This window comes from Burkholderia pyrrocinia (assembly GCF_018417535.1).
Taxonomy (GTDB): domain Bacteria; phylum Pseudomonadota; class Gammaproteobacteria; order Burkholderiales; family Burkholderiaceae; genus Burkholderia; species Burkholderia pyrrocinia_E.
In genome coordinates this window covers 1688199-1704664 of sequence record NZ_CP070978.1, presented here as the reverse complement: position 1 = coordinate 1704664, position 16466 = coordinate 1688199, and the positions used below count along the sequence as shown (strand labels likewise).

The following is a 16466-nucleotide window of genomic DNA, read 5'->3' as shown; positions in this document are numbered from 1 at the left end:
GCGGCCCCGGCGGGTCGCCGCAAGCGATTTCAGGTCATCAAGTCTGGTCAGAAACGCACGACCTGCTTCTGCTCGACGCTGAAGCCGTCGCGCAGCACGCACGACGAATCGGCGAAGTAGCGGCGCGTTTCCGACAGCAGGTCGGTATTGCCGCGACGGCAGAACACCACGCCCGACCCTTCCTCCGTCAGCAGTTCGTCGATCAGCGATTCGGGTTGCCCGATATCGGCGAGATGGACGTTCTGCACGCCGTGCGCGAGCGCATCGAGCGCTTCCCGCACGCAAGGCGCCGCATCGGCGGCCGGATGCTCGGTGAGCCATTGCTCGAGTTCCGTGATGCCGTACAGCCCCGCGAGTTCGCCGAGTTCGCGCAGCAGTGCGCTTTCGACCATCATCACCAGCGTGACGGCGCCCGTGCGCTGCGCGAAGAGGTTGCCGAGCCGTTCCGGGCGCAGCAGGCGATCCTGGCCCGCGTCGTCCGGCGCGACGGGCATCACGACGGGCACCAGCCCGTTCCCTGGAAATGCGTTCAACGCGGTGCTGTCGAATTGCACGACCGGGCTCGTGTTTGCGCGGTCGGATTCGGCGCCGGCGACCAGCAGGCCGCCGTCGTGACCGTCGATGCCGATCGCCTTGGCGCCGTGACTGCCGATCAGGCGCACCAGTTCGTGGTTGATGTCGGCCATCGCGGCGCGCGCGGCCTGGACCGGCTGCGCGCCGGACGCGGCCGGCACGCCCTGGACGACGACCGGACGAATGCCGGTGAGCGCGAGCAGCGCGACATCCTGCGCGAACGCCTGGCGAGCGTGCGTATCGCTCGCGGCGCCGTTATCGACGATGACGACGGTCTGCCCGTGCAGGGCCTGCATGAACGGCAGCGAGCGAGCCAGTCCGGCTACGCGTCGTGAAGTAAGGGTAGGACTTTCCGGGTCTGGGAACATGGGAATCCGAAAGGATGAAGGGAGTGCCTGTCGCCGCACGGTGCGGCGTCAGTGCGTGCGTTGCATGAGCCGGTGAATTTCGTCGGGTGTTTGCGCGTCGCGCGACGCCTGCCGGAACGGGCGTTCGCCGAAGCACCGCGCCGCGTCGGCGAGCAGTTCGAGGTGCGCGCGGTCGTCCCCTTTCGGCAGGACCAGCACGATGAATTCGCGCACGGGCTTGCGGTCCGGCGCATTGAACGCGAACGGGTACAGCGCGCGAACGAACAGTGCGACGGCCGAGCCGAGCCCGTCGACGCGCGCATGCGGAATCGCGACGCCCTGGCCGAGGCCGGTCGAGCCGAGCTGTTCGCGCTTCGTCAGTTCGGTCCTGATCCGGTCCGCGGAAACCCCGCTGCTGCGCGCGATGTATTGCGCGGCGAGGTCGAACAACTGGATCGCGCTATCGACCGGCACGTCGAGCAGGATGTTGTCCGGCGGACAGGCGTCGGCCAGCCGGGTCGCGAGCGGCAAGCCGCCGCGTCGGTGGGGAAGGTCGGGGTGGCCGCCGACGGCGGCCTGCTGCGTTTGCATGCGGATCTCTCCGTGTCGGGATGACAGGGAAATCCTAGACAAAACCGCGTAAAGACGGTGTCAGAGACGCGGGGCGCCGGTATTAAAATTTCGTATCGATTGCGGTGGAGCTTGCACCGCGCGCCCGATACGGATGCCTTCACGTACCCGACAGGACGAACGGCAGCGTCGTCAGCAGAAAGACCGAAATGCCGACGACCGGCGCGCCGAACGCGATCGCCGCGAACGCCACCGCGGCGCTGGTCAGCACGAGCGTTCTCGACCGCCGGCGGTGCCGGTCATGCGCCGTTGCCTTGTCCTCGCGGATTGTATCGGTCCGCGCGCCGATCACGTGTTTCCAGAACGTCCAGCCAAGCATGATTGCTCCTGTATGAAAGACGACCGAGACGGGGTGCGCGATGCGCAGTGCAAGCGTGTCAGCAGCGCTTGAGCTTCGGCACGCGCGAGATCTGCCCGGGCGTGAAGCCGCTGTTGCGCACATAAGGCGCGCAGTCGAGCAGTGCGGTCAGCGGTTCGCTGACGATTGACCGGATCGGCATGCCGGATGCGGGCAGGCGATCGATCATTGCCGGTACGGCGGATCGATGGCGCGTCGTTGCAGGGGATTTGCCGCGAGCACATGCCTGAGCGCACGATGCGCGATTACCGCATCGACGTCGTGTTCAAGCGTGCGCGGGAGTGACTACGGCGCGCACCGTCCGCCTGTCGGCAGGACGGCGGCTCGGGAAAGAGAGACGCGGGCGTCCTGCCTGTCAGGCAGAAAAGCAACTCGGGGGACGAGGACTTCGGATGCGCATGTCGCGTGCTCGGTGGTGGATTGCGAACACATTCTAGTGAACGCACACGCGGCCGCAAGTAAAAAGGTCGTAAAGGTGTGAGGGCGGTGCGTCAGGCACGTCGCTCAACGCCCGGCGAGCATCCTGCCGCCGACGCCCATCAACAACAGGCCGGCCGTCGTATCGAGCACGGCCTTGCGTCGAACCAGCAGCCGGCGCACCGACGGGTGCGACGCTAGCAGCGCCATCGTGCAATACCACGCGCACGATATCGCGATCGACAGCGCGACGACCGAGATATCGAGCCATGCCGGCGCGTGGGTCGGCACCATCAGCGCGAAGATGCTGCCGTAGAACGCGACGGATTTCGGGTTCGTCATGCTGACGACGTAGCCCTTTTTCGCGGCGCGCCAGTCGGAGGCCGTGGCAGGTGCGGAAACGGGCAACGGCTCGCGCGCGGTCAGAATCATTTTCAGGCCGAGCCAGATCAGGTAGCCGGCACCCGCAAGCCGCAGTGCGGTGTGTACCCACGCGACGTGCGTGACGAGCAGGCTCAGCCCGGCGATCGCGATCGCGGCCCAGGTGCCGGACGCGGCGGCCAGTCCAAGCCCCGTCATCACGCCGGCGCGGCGCGATGCGACGGCGGTCGACGTGACGATCACGAAATTCGGGCCCGGGCTGGCGACGCTCAGCAGCAGGACGCCGGCGAGCGGGAGCAAGACGTTGAGGGTGGTCGACATGGCGTGGAAGACGGCGCGGCGGGATGGGCCTTTATCTTACCCGAGCGCTGCAACGGGCCTGCGCACCACGGTGTTGCGTCGATCCCAAACAAAAAACGCGTGACGACTTCCGTCGCCACGCGTTGCATGTTCCCGCAAGGCAGCGCGCATGCCGGCGAACCGGCACGCGCGGCGCATCGTCAGAAATCGAACCCCGGCCCGCCCGCACCGGGGCCGCCCGGCGTCGCGGCCGGCGCCGCATCCTTCGGCGCTTCGAACACGGTCGCATCGGTCGTCAGCAGCAGTCCGGCGACCGACGCCGCGTTCTGCAGCGCCGTGCGCGTGACCTTGGTCGGATCGAGCACGCCCGATTCGACGAGGTCGCCGTACTCGCCCGTCTGCGCGTTGTACCCGAAGTTGCCCGAACCTTCCGCGACCTTCGCGACGACGACGCTCGCTTCCTCGCCCGCGTTCGCGACAATCTGGCGCAGCGGTTCCTCGAGCGCGCGCAGCACGATCTTGATGCCCGCGTCCTGGTCGGCATTCACGCCCTTCAGCTCGCGGATCGCCTGACGCACGCGAATCAGCGCAACGCCGCCGCCCGGCACGATGCCTTCCTCGACGGCCGCGCGCGTCGCGTGCAGCGCGTCGTCGACGCGATCCTTCTTCTCCTTCACCTCGATCTCGGTTGCACCGCCGACCTTGATCACCGCAACGCCGCCCGCAAGCTTCGCGACGCGTTCCTGCAGCTTTTCGCGGTCGTAGTCCGACGTCGCTTCCTCGATCTGAACGCGGATCTGCTTCACGCGCGCTTCGATGTTCTTCGCATCGCCCGCGCCGTCGATCACGGTCGTGTTTTCCTTGCCGACCTCGATGCGCTTGGCCTGGCCGAGTTCGGCGAGCGTCGCCTTCTCGAGCGTCAGCCCGGTTTCCTCGGCGACGACCTGCCCGCCGGTGAGGATCGCGATGTCCTCGAGCAGCGCCTTGCGGCGGTCGCCGAAACCCGGCGCCTTGACCGCGACCGTCTTCAGGATCCCGCGGATGTTGTTCACGACGAGCGTCGCGAGCGCTTCGCCTTCGACATCTTCCGCGATGATCAGCAGCGGCCGGCCCGACTTCGCGACCTGTTCGAGCACCGGCAGCAGGTCGCGGATGTTCGAGATCTTCTTGTCGTGCAGCAGGATGTACGGGTTCTCGATCTCGGCGATCTGCTTGTCCGGATTGTTGATGAAGTACGGCGACAGGTAGCCGCGATCGAACTGCAGCCCCTCGACGACGTCGAGCTCGTCGGCGAGCGACTTGCCGTCCTCGACGGTGATCACGCCTTCCTTGCCGACGCGGTCGATCGCTTCGGCGATGCGCTGGCCGATCGATTCCTCGCCGTTCGCGGAGATCGTCGCGACCTGCGCGATTTCCTTGCTCGTGGTGGTCGGCCTGCTGATCTTCTTCAGCTCGTCGACGGCCGATGCGACGGCCTTGTCGATGCCGCGCTTCAGGTCGAGCGGGTTGAGCCCGGCCGCGACGTATTTCTGGCCTTCGCGTACGATCGCCTGTGCGAGCACGGTGGCCGTCGTCGTGCCGTCGCCGGCCGCGTCGCTGGTGCGCGACGCGACTTCCTTCACGAGCTGCGCGCCGATGTTCTGCAGCTTGTCCGCGAGTTCGATTTCCTTCGCGACCGACACGCCGTCCTTCGTGACGACGGGCGCGCCGAAGCTGCGTTCGAGCACCACGTTGCGGCCCTTCGGCCCGAGCGTGACCTTCACCGCGTTCGCGAGAATGTTCACGCCTTCGGTCAGCTTCGCCCGTGCGACGTCGCTGAAAATGATTTCCTTCGCTGCCATGATTGCGCTCCGTTATTGATTGACGACCGCGACGATGTCTTCCTCGCGCAGGACGAGGAACTCGGTGCCGTTCACCTTGACGGCCTGGCCCGCGTACTTGCCGAACAGCACGCGCTCGCCGACCTGCAGGTCGGGCACGATGCGTTGGCCGTCCGTGTCCTTGCGGCCGGGGCCGACGGCGATCACTTCGCCCTGGTCGGGCTTTTCGGCGGCGCTGTCGGGGATCACGATGCCCGACGCGGTGGTGGTTTCCTGATCGAGTCGCTTCACGATGACGCGGTCGTGCAAGGGGCGTAGGCTCATCTTTTCGTCCTGTGCTGTTCTGTCGAAATTGGCTGGCACTCTTTGGGAGAGAGTGCTGACGAGTATAAAAACGCTCGACGGCGCGATCCAATAACGGATTCGGAAAAGCATTTGCGCGGATGCGCTATGGACGGGAGACGGGCGGGGCGGAGGTCAGATCAGCAGCGACACAGTCCTGAACAGCGCGAGATCCTCCTTGCGCGCGGATCGCGCATGCTTGCGGATCACCTGCAGCAGGCAGTCGATGAAGCAGCGTGCGGCGTCGCTCAGCGTGCTGCTGCGGCGCGTGACGATCCCGAGGTCGCGCGGCTCGAACGTCTCCTTGAGCTGCAAGGCGCGCATCCGTTCGCCGAACGGCGGCACGGCCGCGAGTATCGTCGGGCACCACGTGCACATGTCGGCCTGCTCGAGCATCGTCTGCAACATCGCGACCGACTGCGCCCGCACGATGCGCCGTTCGTCGATGTGTGCGCCGTGGCGCGTGAACAGGTAATCGACGAGCGCGGCCTGCCCGTCGGCCGCGAAATTCAGCACCCAGTCGTTATCGAGCAGGTCGTGGATCGACCTTACGCGTTCGCGCGGATGGCCGGCGCGCACCATGACCGACGTCTCGTAGCACAGCATCGGCTCGAACGCGAATTCCTGCGTGCCGCCCGGTTGCACGTGCCCGAGCGCGAAGTCCATGCTACCGTCGCGCAGCAGCGGCTGCGCGACGGCCATCAGCGCTTCGTAGAGTTCGAGGCGCACGTCGGGCAGCCGCTCGCGAAAACGCAGCACGGCTTCCGCGAGGAAGGTCACCGTGAGCCACGGCGTGACGCCGATGCTCAGCCGGCCCTCGACGCGGCCGCGCATCCGTTCGAGATCGCTCTGCGCGTGTTCGAGCTGCTTCAGCACGAGCTTCGCGTGCGTGAGCAGCGTTTTTCCGTAGTCGGTGAAGCCGATGCCTTCCGGCGCGCGCACGAGCAGCGGCAGGCGCTCGCTCGCTTCCAGCTCGCGCAGCGCGCGCGTGACGGCCGCCTGCGACAACCCCAGCGTACGCGCCGCGCCGCGGATACTCCCGGCCTCCGCGCTCGCGACGAGCGCCTGCAACTGATGCAGCTTCATCGTGCTCATGGTGCGATACCCGACAACGAAAGGTTGTCATCATAACGAAACCGCGGCTGTTCGAAGGGATTTTCGCTGCATACGATTCGGCCACGATCGGTCATCCGGGCGATCGACAACCGGAACGTGTCAGGGAGAATCGGGGTTGGACCAGAAACATATTCATCCGGAAATGACGGCCATCGAGACGGAGATGATTGCGCTGCGCCACCGGCTGCACGCGCATCCGGAGCTCGGCTTCGAGGAGCACGCGACGAGCGATCTCGTCGCCGATTGCCTGACAACGTGGGGTTATCGGGTGACGCGCGGGCTCGGCGGCACGGGCGTGGTCGGCACGCTGACGCGCGGCGCCGGGAAACGGCTCGGGTTGCGCGCGGACATGGACGCACTGCCGATCCGCGAGACAACCGGGCTGCCGCATGCGAGCCGGCGCGACGGCGTGATGCACGCGTGCGGCCACGACGGCCATACGGCGATGCTGCTCGCGGCGGCCCGCTGCCTGGCCGAACGCGCGCGTTTCGCGGGCACGCTGAACCTGATTTTCCAGCCGGCCGAAGAAGGGCTAGGCGGCGCGAAGCGGATGATCGACGACGGCCTGTTCACGCAGTTTCCGTGCGATGCCGTGTTCGCGATGCATAACGTGCCGGGCCTGCCGGCCGGCGTGCTCGGCTTCTGCGACGGCGCGGCGATGGCGTCGGCCGACGAGGTGCGCGTGCGCGTGATCGGGCGCGGCGGGCATGGCGCCGCGCCGCACACGACGATCGATCCGGTGGTCGTGTGCGCGTCGATCGTGATGGCGTTGCAGACGGTCGTGTCGCGCAACGTGAATCCGCAGGAACTGGCGATCGTCACGGCCGGCTCGATCCATGCGGGCACCGCATCGAACGTGATCCCGCCGCATGCGGAACTCGAGCTCAGCGTGCGTGCACTGTCGCCGGACGTGCGCGTACTGCTGGAACGGCGCATCCGCGAGATCGTGAACGGGCAGGCCGCGAGTTACGGCGCGACGGCCGAGATCGACTATCGATACGGCTATCCGGTGCTCGTCAATCACGCGGCGGAAACGGCATTCGCGCGCGACGTGGCTCGCGAATGGGGCGGCGACGCGGCGCTGATTCCGCATCTGCGGCCGATCGCGGCGAGCGAGGATTTCGCCTTCATGCTCGACGCGTGCGCGGGCAGCTACCTGTCGATCGGCAACGGCGACGGTGCGTCCGGATGCGGGCTGCATCACCCGGGCTACGACTTCAACGATGCTTGCCTCGCGACCGGCGCGAGCTACTGGACCGCGCTCGCGGAGCGATACCTCGCATGATGCGGTTGCACGATTTCGATTCACGATTTACACAAGGAGACGGGCAATGAAACAGTGGATGGCGGCGCTCGCGGTAGCGCTGGCGGCAGGGTCGGTGCATGCGGGCGACTGGACGGGCAAGGAGATTCGCCTCGCGGTCGATCCGACTTACCCGCCGCTCGAATACAAGCTGCCCGACGGCACGCTGACGGGCTTCGGGATCGATATCACGAACGCGTTGTGCGCGGAGCTGCACGCGCGCTGCGTGTGGGTCGAGTCGAGCTTCGACGGGATGATTCCGGGGCTGCTCGCGCGCAAGTTCGACGTGATCGCGTCGTCGATGACGATCACGCCGAAGCGGATGCAGCAGATCGCGTTCACGAACCGCATCTCGAACGCACCCGCCCGGCTGATCGCGCACAAGGGCTCGCCGCTACTGCCGACGGCCGAATCGCTGAAAGGCAAACGCGTCGGCGTCGAGCAGGGTTCCGCGCAGGCCGACTACGCGGTCGCGAACTGGCAGCCGGCCGGCGTGCAGATCGTGTCGTACCAGAACCAGGATCAGGTGTACGCCGATCTCGTGACGGGGCGGCTCGATGCGGCGTTCCAGGCATCGATCGCGGCCAGCGACGGCTTTCTGAAGAAGCCGCAGGGCAAGGACTTCATGTTCGCCGGCGCACCGATCGACGACGCGAAGTACTTCGGGCAGGGCGACGGCCTCGGGTTGCGCAAGCAGGACAACGACCTGCGCGACGCGTTCAATCGCGCGCTTGCAACGATTCTCGCGAATGGCACGTACCAGCGGATCAACCGGAAGTATTTCGACTTCGACATCTACGGCGCGAAGTAAGCGGCGGCGCACGCAATGTGCGCGATCGATCATAAATAAATAAGGAATACGGATGAACTGGAGATCTATTTTTGTCGCGATTCCGGCGCTGTGCGCAGTGCCCGCGTTCGCGCAAGGCAGCGTCACGCTCTATGGCCTCGTCGATGCGGGAATCGACTATACGAACAACGTCGGCGGGCACAGTGCGTGGCAGATGGCGAGCGGCTTCGCGCAGGGTAGCCGCTGGGGGCTGAAGGGCACCGAGGACCTGGGCGGCGGCTACAGCGCGCTGTTCCAGATCGAGAACGGCTTCAACGTGAACAACGGCACGCTTGCGCAGGGTGGCCGAATGTTCGGGCGTCAGGCCTACGTCGGGCTCGGCAGCACGCGCTTCGGCACGCTGACGCTCGGTCGGCAATACGATTCGGTCGTCGACTATCTCGCGCCGACGACCGCGAACGGGAGCTGGGGGGTCTATCCGTTCTCGCATCCGCTCGACAACGACAACACCGGCAACACGTTCCGCACGAACAATACCGTGAAGTATGCGAGCCCGGATTTCTCCGGATTCTCGTTCGGCGGCACGTACAGCTTCAGCAGCGAAACGGGCTTCGCGAACAACCGGGTATGGAGCGTCGGCGCGCAGTACGAGCAGGGCGGCCTGCTCGTCGGCGCGGCGTTCCTGAACGCGGACAACCCGGGCGCGACGTCGGGCGGCGCGATCGCGGGTTCCGGGTCGGTCGGCGCTGACGCGAATTTTGCGTCGGCGCGGCTGAGGATCTTCGGGGCGGGCATCAACTACACCGCAGGGCCCGCGACGGTCGGGTTCGCGTACACGAACAGCAACGTCGTGCGGCCGACCGCGAACGTCGGTTACCTGTTCGGCGACGAAACGATCGAGCCGGTGACCGGGCCGCTCGCGGGCGGCACGGTGACGTCGATCAAGTATCAGAACTTCGAAGTGAACGGCAAGTACCAGTTCACGCCGGCGTTGTTCGTCGGCGCGCAATACGTGTACACGACGGTGCGCTACGACGCGACGACCGGCGCCGCGAAGCCGAAGATCCATTCGGTCGGGCTGATGGCCGACTACAACCTGTCGAAGCGCACGGATGTGTATCTGATGGGCGCGTATCAGCGAATCGCGGGAGACGCGACCGGCTCGTCGCTCGATCAGGCGTATATCCCGGGTGCGGCCGATCTGTCGTCGACATCGAAGCAGTTGATGGTGCATGCGGGGATCCGGCACCGGTTCTGAGTGTGCCGGAAGACCTGCAGTGATCGCATGCGGGCGAGGCCCAGGCAGATCAAGGAGGAACTACGGCGGCGCATGCACGAACCGATTCCCGTGCAAGGGAAATGGCTCGGGCAGATGGTTCGCGGGTACTTTGCGTACCACGCGGTCCCGACGAACTCGCAAGCACTCGGCGCGTTCCGTTACCACGTCGTTGATCTCTGGCGGCGGACGCTTCGGCGTCGCCGCCAGAAGGATCACATGACGTGGACGCGAGTCGAGCGGATCGCGAATGCGTGGTTCCCCCCAACCTCGAATCCTTCACCCGTGGCCGGAGCGGCGTTTCGCCGTCAAATACTCGAGGTAGGAGCCCGGTGCCCGAGTTGGGCACGCCGGGATCTGTGCGAGGGGTGTCCAGTAATGGGCATTCCTGCTGCGATCGGAGCTTGCCGGAAAGACGGCGGCCGGCCGCCGTTTTCATCGATTATTGCGCGACGCGAATCCCGACCTTCCCGAAATGCTGGTGTGTTCCATGCGGTGATGCCCGCGCACGAAAGCGTCGCTGCTTCGTTGTAGTCGAGATGCGCGGCGGTCACGACCAGCGCCAGTTCGTCGGATACGCAGTGTTCGGCCAGCACACAGTCGAATTGCGCGCCGGGCGAACCAGAGACTTTCTGGGGCGCGGGCGGCCCGTCGATCCAGCTGGGGGGCTCCTTTCCGCATTGTTCCTCCGCATATTGCATAATAAAGACCTCTCAGGTTTTGGCGGGCCTCTCATTCGCCGGAGCTATTTCGGCCGACCCGATGGGGGGCCATTTTTTGTTCTGCGTCTGACTCGATGAAATCGAGATATGGGTGGCTGACGTCCGGTTAAAATCGCCCCCTCTATCTCTTGAGCACGGTACCGATTATCTGATCGGCGTGACCATTCGGAAAGTGTATGGCCATCGAACCCGAGGATCTTCTACCGCATTTTGAGCGCGAGTTGGGGCTGCTGCGCCGTTCGATGCGCGCGTTCACTCAGCATTACCCGAAAATCGCGGCTCGCCTTGCGATGGCAGGTGAGCATTCGGATGACCCCCACGTCGAACGGCTGCTGCAATCGTTCGCGTTGATGTCCGCCCAGCACGACATCCGCCTCGAGGACGAAGTACCGGAATTTACTCACGCGCTGATCAATACGGCGCATGGAGTGTTTTTGCGACCGTTTCCGTCCTGTGCAATTGCGCACTTTCACGGGAACCGGGAAGGCAAGCAAACCGAACCCCGTGTGATTCCGCGCGGCACGCGACTGGTAGCGCCGAATTCCCGGCAGGTGTTTTGTACCGCGACCGACGTCACGCTGGTGCCGCTAGCTGTCTCGGCTGTGCGTTACACGACTTCGGCCGTCGCGCCGATGCAGGCGACCCTGCCGCCCGACACTACTGGCCTCCTATCCTTCACCCTCGAACTCACGTCGCCGTCGGCCCAGTTCGCGACCGCACCGGACAGGCTGCGCCTGCATTTGACCGGCGAGAGGGAGGTCGTCGCAGCGCTTGCCGATGGCGTGCTGCTGCATGCGGCCCGTGCGTTCGTTGAGCTTGATGGCAGTGGGCGCTGGAGCCGTGTGGACATGCCCCTTGTGGCCGCAGGTTACAGCGACACCGACGCGTTGCTCCCGATGCCTCACGACGGGTCAATTGCACCGTTTCATCTGCTGATGGAGTACGGCGCATTTCCGCCCAGGTTTGACTGCCTCGACCTGAACCTGGCGCGGTTGAAGCGGATGGCGGCAGGTGCCCGGCGGATCACACTGCATTTGGCGCTTACCGGCATCCATCCCGATTCGCATCGCGCCCAGCGCCTGGTTGCAGCCTCGGCCGACAATCTCCGGCTATTCTGCACGCCGGTGGTCAACCTGTTCTCAAGCAACGCCGAACCGATCGAAACGAAGGCCGGGCTGGCGTACTACGCGCTTAAGCCGTTTTCGCTCAAAACAGCGGTTACGACGGAAGTTTGGTCGGTTGACCAGGTGCGCGTAACGACCGCCGAGGGCGCCGCGATTCTGCCGCCGTTCGAGTCGCTCCAGCACGCGCTTGGGGCCGCGCCTGGACTGTACTGGATCATTTTGCGCGACGAGTCCCGACGCGCGCCGAAAGGCGCCGCCGAACCACCCAAGCCTGGTCAGGAGGCGCCGCACGAACGGGCGGCCGCGGTGAACCGCGATGTGCTCCGCGGCTTGGAGCTCGCGCTTGTGAGCGCCAACGGTCAACCCGTCGACCCCGCCGGGCGGCGCCAACTCGACATTACCTTGTCTTGCACGAATGGCAATCTGGCTGGCATGCGTGAGCGGAGGCTGGCGCTACGGGATGGGGACTCCGCTGACGAGATTGTGCTGCTGGCTCCGCCGAGTGCAAGTCCAGCGCCGGCTTTTCGTCGCGGGGAGCTTTGGGAACTGCTGTCTTGGCTGGTTCCACAGGCGATACGGCTGAACGCCGATGGCCTCGCTCAATTCAAGCGGCTGTGTACCCGTTTCGCGATGTTTGCGCCCGACGCCGGGCGGCGCTTCGATGCCCTGGTGTCTCTGTCGACCGCCCGCGTGCGACGTTGGATGCCCGGCAAGCCCGCTTCTGCTTTTGTACAAGGGCTGGAGATTCGACTCGTGATCGACGAGCAGCGCTTTCTGCAGTTCAGTCTTGATGGGTTGGGTCGCGTGATGGAGCGACTTTTTACGCCCTATGTGCCGGTTACAAGCTTCGTGCAAATCGTGTTGTTTTCGGCCGTTACGGGCGCGGTGTTGCGACACGGCGAACCCTGCCCGGGCTGCCAGCCACTTGCTTGATAAACGACCTGGCCGAGTGCGTGCGAAAGGAAATTGCAAAGGAGTATTTCAGGCATCTTTCGTTCGCAAACGTTTTGTCCTACAGTAGCGGGGCCTCGCGCTGGTCAGCCAGTTGGGGACAGAACCTGAGACGAGAATAAAGGGAATTGAAATGAGTTTCGCCCCGAATGGCGGTATTCCGGCCGGTTCCGGCGGGAATCTGTTGGGCTCGCTGAGCGCGCTTGGTGGCCTTGCCGGGCCGGTTGCGTCCACAGTGGCCGGCCAGATTGGCCCGCTCGCTGGCCTCGCCAGTCATCTCGACACCGTGCAACGTGCTGTCCAGCTTGCGCAGACCGGCTTCTCATTGATGAACAAGACGCCCGCCGCTATCGCGGACGCGCTTAACAATGCTACAGGCGGCGTTGCTCGCCTGACGCAGTTGAACCGATACGTGACGATCGACTCGCCGCTTGGTCCGGACGTGCTGCTGGTCAGCACCGCGGTTATCGATGAACACGTGAACCGGTTGCCGGAGATCCATCTCGATTTGCTGTCGCACCAGCACGATCTGACACCCGACCACCTGATCGGTCAACCGATCAAGATTCGGCTCGACCAGAGCGCGCGGCAGTCGACGCTGGAACGCATCGTTTCGTCAGGTGGTGCCGACAGCATTCGCTATTTCGACGGCTACGTCACCTCGTTCGACCGGGCCGGCAACCCCGGTCAGGTGACCCAGTACCAAATGACGGTGGCGCCCTGGTTCTGGTTTCTGACGCGCTCGACCGATTGCCGGATTTTCCAGAACAAGACCGTGCGGGAGATTCTCGGCGAGATCTTCCAGGACCACGGGTTCACCGATTTCGAGTTCGACATCCGGACCGCGCAGAAGCCGCTTGAGTACGTGGTGATGTACCAGGAGTCGTACTTCAATTTTTGCGCACGGCTGATGGAGCAGGAAGGACTGATCTGGACGCACCGCTACGAGAAAGACAAGCACATCCTTGTCATCGGCGACACGAATTTCGTCTTCCGTTCGATCGACGGCCTGGCCAATCTGCCGTACGCCGCCACCGCGGCGAGCGAAGATAGCGGCATCGACCAGTTGCACGAAGGGCGACGCTTTGGCGTCGGCAAGATCGCCTTTCGCGACTTCAATCACCAGAACCCCTCGTCGCCGCTGATGCTGGCGCAGGCCGAACCGGAGAATCTCCGGCATGCGGGACTCGACACAACGGAGCGTTTCGAGCACCAGTCGCTGTACGATCACGGCGATGATGGCGATCGTTATGCGCGTATTGCGATGCAGGCGGAAGAAGCGAGCGCACATCGCTTTACGGGCGGCGGTTACGCGTGGCGGATGACGTCCGCGGGCAGTGTGACGGTGACGAACCATCCCGTCATGGCGAACAATCAGGAATACGCCATTCTGCACGTGCGTCACGAGGCCGTGAACGACTACACGCAGCACAGCGCAAAACTGCCGTACCGCAATACATTCGCACTGCTCCCGAAGAAGATTCCTTACCGCGCGCCCCGAAATACGCCGAAGCCCGTCATTCACGGCACGCAGTCGGCGATTGTGGTCGGCCCAAAGGGCGAAGAAATCCACACCAACGGGAGTGCCGTGAAGGTGCACTTCCTGTGGGATCGCCGCGGCAAGATGGATGGCTCGGATTCGATGTGGATCCGTGTGTCCCAGCCGTGGGCGGGCGACGGCTGGGGCGCGGCCGCGATCCCGCGGATCAATCAAGAGGTCTTGGTCGCGTTTAATCAGGGAGACCCCGATAACCCGGTCATCGTGGGCCGCGTCTACAACGGTGAGCAGGGCAATCCGTACCACGGCGCCGCCGGGCAGACGATGGGGATCAAGAGCCAGACGCACAAGGGTGCGGGCTCTAACGAGCTGCGGTTTTCTGACGTGAACGGTTCGCAAGAAGTCTTTCTGCACGCGCAGAAGGACATGAACACGGTCATCAAGGATGCGGAAACACACACGGTCGAAGCCGGCGCACGTACCGTTTCGCTGCTCAAAGGCAGCGAGACGAAGCAGATCGCGCAAGGCGGGTTGAAGGAAACCATCGCGCTGACTCGCGACACCACGGCGAACGTCATCAACACGAAGGCCATCGCGAGCAAAGCCGGGCCGGGCATGCAGAGCCATCAGGCAAGCGACGGTATCGAGCATCGGGTCGGAGAAGGCGTCGTGACGATGACGCCGGACAGTATCAAGCTGACCTTCGGCCCCTCGACGATCGTCATCAATGCGAACGGCATCTATCTCGACGGACCGGTCATCCATCTGAATCGGGGCAGTGCGCAGTCAGCCGAACAAGCCCTCGCGCTTGAGTGGGCGGCCGAGCAAGCAACCATCGCGAAGGGGCTGGCGAGTCCCGATCCCGCGACTCGCGCGGCCGCAGCCAAACTGGCGAGTTCACTGAAAGCACAGCAACTGGCGAAACTTGCCGATCACGTCTATCACCCGAACGATCCGCCGCCGACCGGATGGAAGATGGCCAGCAGCGATCCGGAAGCGCTCAAGGCATTCGGCCTGAAACCGAGCGATTTCGAGAAAACCGGCAGCAATTTCGGTTCGCAAATGTATATCCCCGATCCGAAAGTCTTCGGCGACAGCATGAAGCCGACGGTCGCGTTCAAGGGGACGCAGCAGCTCTTCGGCGAGGACATGACCAACAACATGGCGCAAGGGCTTGGCGCGGATGCGCCGTACTACCGCAATGCTGTCACGATCGGCAAGGACCTCGAATCCGCCGGTGCGTCGTCCGGCGTCGATTTCACCGGGCACTCGCTGGGTGGAGGGCTGGCGTCCGCGGCAGCCCAGGCCAGCGGCGGTTCAGCAGTAACCTTCAATGCAGCGGGCCTCAATCCGGAGACTGTTGCGCAATACGGCGGGACTGCTCAGGCGGCCAACGTCACGGCATACCGGGTCGATGGCGACATCCTGACGGGTCTGCAGGAAGGTCGACTCGGTCCGATCAGCGACGGTACCGCGCAGCTTATGCCCAAAGCGGTCGGCAGCCCCGTCACGCTCGACGGCGAGAGCGTGACCACGGTCGGACGCCACCTGATGGGTGACGTGACGAACGGGATCAACCAGCAGGTCGCGAAGGATCAACTCGACCTCGTCTCCCAACTGAATTCCTCTCACTGATGCGATACAAGAAAGCAATAGCCGCCGGCGCGATTGCCGCACTCGTTGGAGTGACGTCGCCGCTCTGGTGGCCCACTCAAGCCCAAGGGACGAACATGACTGGCTTCAAACGTTACGCACCGGAAGATTTCTTTTCGGGGCAGCAACTCACGTTGGCTCAGGCCATTCATGACGGGGATCTCACCCGCGTTCAGCAGCTCGCATCGAAGACGGACCTGAATGCGCCAGGCGCGAAGAATACGACGCTGCTGTCGTATGCTGTTCAGGAAATCGTCCCGGTCAAGAACGATGCGTCGAATCCGCGCTACCAGATCATTTCGGTGCTCCTGAAGAGCGGGGCGGATCCCAAGGCGCCGGTGGGCGCCAGCGGCGGCTCGGTGGCCGATGTCGCGTTGCGGGCCGATACGCCGAATCTCCTTCGTGTGCTGCTGAACGGCGGGCTCGATCCCAACTGGCTATACAACGGCGACACGCCGATGATTTTCGCGGTGGCCGAGAACAGGCTGCTGCCCCAACTGAAGCTGCTGATCGAGCATAAGGCGAACGTGAATGCCCGAGATTCGCTTGGCAAGACGGCGATCTTCGAGGCGACGATGATTCAGCAGTGGGACATCGTCGACTATCTGCTTGCGCACGGCGCGGATCCGAAGGTCGCCAGCCAGCTTGGCGTTTCGTACGGGTGGGTGCTGCAGAACGAGTTGAAGAACCACACAACTGCGGATTCTCCCGCGCGGACGCGCATCGAAGAGATCCGCCGCAAGATTGTCACGGCCGGCGCGCCCTGGCCGCCGCTCGATCCGAAGGCGCAACGCGCAGCGATGCGCGCGCGCGGTGAGAAAGTCGTGACGCCGGCCGGCCAGACGGATTGAGCACGCACTCCGGA

14 protein-coding genes and 1 pseudogene are annotated in these 16466 nt (G+C 64.6%); 6 read left to right on the top strand and 9 right to left on the bottom strand.

Annotated elements, in window-relative coordinates; translation table 11 throughout:
• Positions 1–47: 47 nt before the first annotated feature.
• The 8 genes from JYG32_RS25700 to JYG32_RS25665 all read right to left on the bottom strand — a co-directional run bounded on the left by JYG32_RS25700 (position 48) and on the right by JYG32_RS25665 (position 6263).
• The gene (locus JYG32_RS25700) at positions 48–941 is read right to left on the bottom strand and encodes an acetylglutamate kinase (protein WP_213265479.1); all 894 of its coding nucleotides are present in this window, start codon (positions 939–941) and stop codon (positions 48–50) included.
• A 48-nt stretch (positions 942–989) separates the two neighbouring features.
• Complete coding sequence (locus tag JYG32_RS25695) at positions 990–1511, bottom strand: PTS sugar transporter subunit IIA (RefSeq protein ID WP_213265478.1); 522 nt, start codon at positions 1509–1511, stop codon at positions 990–992.
• Positions 1512–1650: 139 nt separating this feature from the next.
• The gene (locus JYG32_RS25690) at positions 1651–1869 is read right to left on the bottom strand and encodes a hypothetical protein (protein ID WP_217447073.1); all 219 of its coding nucleotides are present in this window, start codon (positions 1867–1869) and stop codon (positions 1651–1653) included.
• A 58-nt stretch (positions 1870–1927) separates the two neighbouring features.
• Complete coding sequence (locus tag JYG32_RS25685) at positions 1928–2077, bottom strand: hypothetical protein (RefSeq protein WP_213267531.1); 150 nt, start codon at positions 2075–2077, stop codon at positions 1928–1930.
• Between the two features lie 335 nt (positions 2078–2412).
• Complete coding sequence (locus JYG32_RS25680; protein WP_213265477.1) at positions 2413–3027, bottom strand: LysE family translocator; 615 nt, start codon at positions 3025–3027, stop codon at positions 2413–2415.
• Between the two features lie 179 nt (positions 3028–3206).
• Positions 3207–4847 carry a chaperonin GroEL gene (gene groL / locus JYG32_RS25675; protein WP_213265476.1) on the bottom strand — a complete coding sequence of 547 codons (1641 nt, stop codon included), beginning with the start codon at positions 4845–4847 and terminating at the stop codon, positions 3207–3209.
• Between the two features lie 12 nt (positions 4848–4859).
• A complete protein-coding gene (locus JYG32_RS25670; RefSeq protein ID WP_174378300.1) occupies positions 4860–5150 on the bottom strand; it encodes a co-chaperone GroES in 291 nt (96 codons plus the stop codon).
• A 153-nt stretch (positions 5151–5303) separates the two neighbouring features.
• Positions 5304–6263, bottom strand: coding sequence for a LysR substrate-binding domain-containing protein (locus JYG32_RS25665; protein WP_213265475.1), 960 nt, complete (start codon positions 6261–6263; stop codon positions 5304–5306).
• 184 nt (positions 6264–6447) lie between these two features.
• Here JYG32_RS25665 and JYG32_RS25660 point away from each other — a divergent pair, with 184 nt between their 5' ends.
• The 3 genes from JYG32_RS25660 to JYG32_RS25650 are packed head-to-tail and all read left to right on the top strand — an operon-like array spanning position 6448 to position 9635.
• The gene (locus tag JYG32_RS25660) at positions 6448–7569 is read left to right on the top strand and encodes a M20 aminoacylase family protein (protein ID WP_213267475.1); all 1122 of its coding nucleotides are present in this window, start codon (positions 6448–6450) and stop codon (positions 7567–7569) included.
• A 46-nt stretch (positions 7570–7615) separates the two neighbouring features.
• A complete protein-coding gene (locus tag JYG32_RS25655) occupies positions 7616–8398 on the top strand; it encodes an ABC transporter substrate-binding protein (RefSeq protein WP_213265474.1) in 783 nt (260 codons plus the stop codon).
• Positions 8399–8450: 52 nt separating this feature from the next.
• On the top strand, positions 8451–9635 hold the full coding sequence (locus JYG32_RS25650) for a porin (protein WP_213265473.1): 1185 nt from the start codon (positions 8451–8453) through the stop codon (positions 9633–9635).
• A 503-nt stretch (positions 9636–10138) separates the two neighbouring features.
• On the opposite strand, the pseudogene JYG32_RS39095 reads toward JYG32_RS25650, so the two are convergent.
• A pseudogene (locus tag JYG32_RS39095) lies at positions 10139–10318 on the bottom strand (NAD(P)-dependent alcohol dehydrogenase); the annotation flags it as partial.
• Between the two features lie 233 nt (positions 10319–10551).
• On the opposite strand from JYG32_RS39095, the gene tssF reads away from it, so the two are divergent.
• The 3 genes from tssF to JYG32_RS25635 all read left to right on the top strand — a co-directional run bounded on the left by tssF (position 10552) and on the right by JYG32_RS25635 (position 16452).
• A complete protein-coding gene (gene tssF / locus JYG32_RS25645; protein ID WP_213265472.1) occupies positions 10552–12432 on the top strand; it encodes a type VI secretion system baseplate subunit TssF in 1881 nt (626 codons plus the stop codon).
• A gap of 151 nt (positions 12433–12583) precedes the next feature.
• Positions 12584–15583, top strand: a complete 3000-nt coding sequence (locus JYG32_RS25640) for a type VI secretion system Vgr family protein (RefSeq protein WP_213265471.1) — start codon at positions 12584–12586, stop codon at positions 15581–15583.
• Positions 15583–16452, top strand: coding sequence for an ankyrin repeat domain-containing protein (locus JYG32_RS25635; RefSeq protein ID WP_213265470.1), 870 nt, complete (start codon positions 15583–15585; stop codon positions 16450–16452). Before JYG32_RS25640 ends, JYG32_RS25635 begins: the two co-directional genes overlap by 1 nt.
• The last annotated feature ends 14 nt before the right edge of the window (positions 16453–16466 follow it).

What these genes read in the sequence shown, in the direction of transcription:
- JYG32_RS25700 (WP_213265479.1), bottom strand. Translation starts at nt 941, where the DNA reads ATGTTCCCAGACCCGGAAAGTCCTACCCTTACTTCACGACGCGTAGCC.
- JYG32_RS25695 (WP_213265478.1), bottom strand. Translation starts at nt 1,511, where the DNA reads ATGCAAACGCAGCAGGCCGCCGTCGGCGGCCACCCCGACCTTCCCCAC.
- JYG32_RS25690 (WP_217447073.1), bottom strand. Translation starts at nt 1,869, where the DNA reads ATGCTTGGCTGGACGTTCTGGAAACACGTGATCGGCGCGCGGACCGAT.
- JYG32_RS25685 (WP_213267531.1), bottom strand. Translation starts at nt 2,077, where the DNA reads ATGATCGATCGCCTGCCCGCATCCGGCATGCCGATCCGGTCAATCGTC.
- JYG32_RS25680 (WP_213265477.1), bottom strand. Translation starts at nt 3,027, where the DNA reads ATGTCGACCACCCTCAACGTCTTGCTCCCGCTCGCCGGCGTCCTGCTG.
- groL (WP_213265476.1), bottom strand. Translation starts at nt 4,847, where the DNA reads ATGGCAGCGAAGGAAATCATTTTCAGCGACGTCGCACGGGCGAAGCTG.
- JYG32_RS25670 (WP_174378300.1), bottom strand. Translation starts at nt 5,150, where the DNA reads ATGAGCCTACGCCCCTTGCACGACCGCGTCATCGTGAAGCGACTCGAT.
- JYG32_RS25665 (WP_213265475.1), bottom strand. Translation starts at nt 6,263, where the DNA reads ATGAGCACGATGAAGCTGCATCAGTTGCAGGCGCTCGTCGCGAGCGCG.
- JYG32_RS25660 (WP_213267475.1), top strand. Translation starts at nt 6,448, where the DNA reads ATGATTGCGCTGCGCCACCGGCTGCACGCGCATCCGGAGCTCGGCTTC.
- JYG32_RS25655 (WP_213265474.1), top strand. Translation starts at nt 7,616, where the DNA reads ATGAAACAGTGGATGGCGGCGCTCGCGGTAGCGCTGGCGGCAGGGTCG.
- JYG32_RS25650 (WP_213265473.1), top strand. Translation starts at nt 8,451, where the DNA reads ATGAACTGGAGATCTATTTTTGTCGCGATTCCGGCGCTGTGCGCAGTG.
- tssF (WP_213265472.1), top strand. Translation starts at nt 10,552, where the DNA reads ATGGCCATCGAACCCGAGGATCTTCTACCGCATTTTGAGCGCGAGTTG.
- JYG32_RS25640 (WP_213265471.1), top strand. Translation starts at nt 12,584, where the DNA reads ATGAGTTTCGCCCCGAATGGCGGTATTCCGGCCGGTTCCGGCGGGAAT.
- JYG32_RS25635 (WP_213265470.1), top strand. Translation starts at nt 15,583, where the DNA reads ATGCGATACAAGAAAGCAATAGCCGCCGGCGCGATTGCCGCACTCGTT.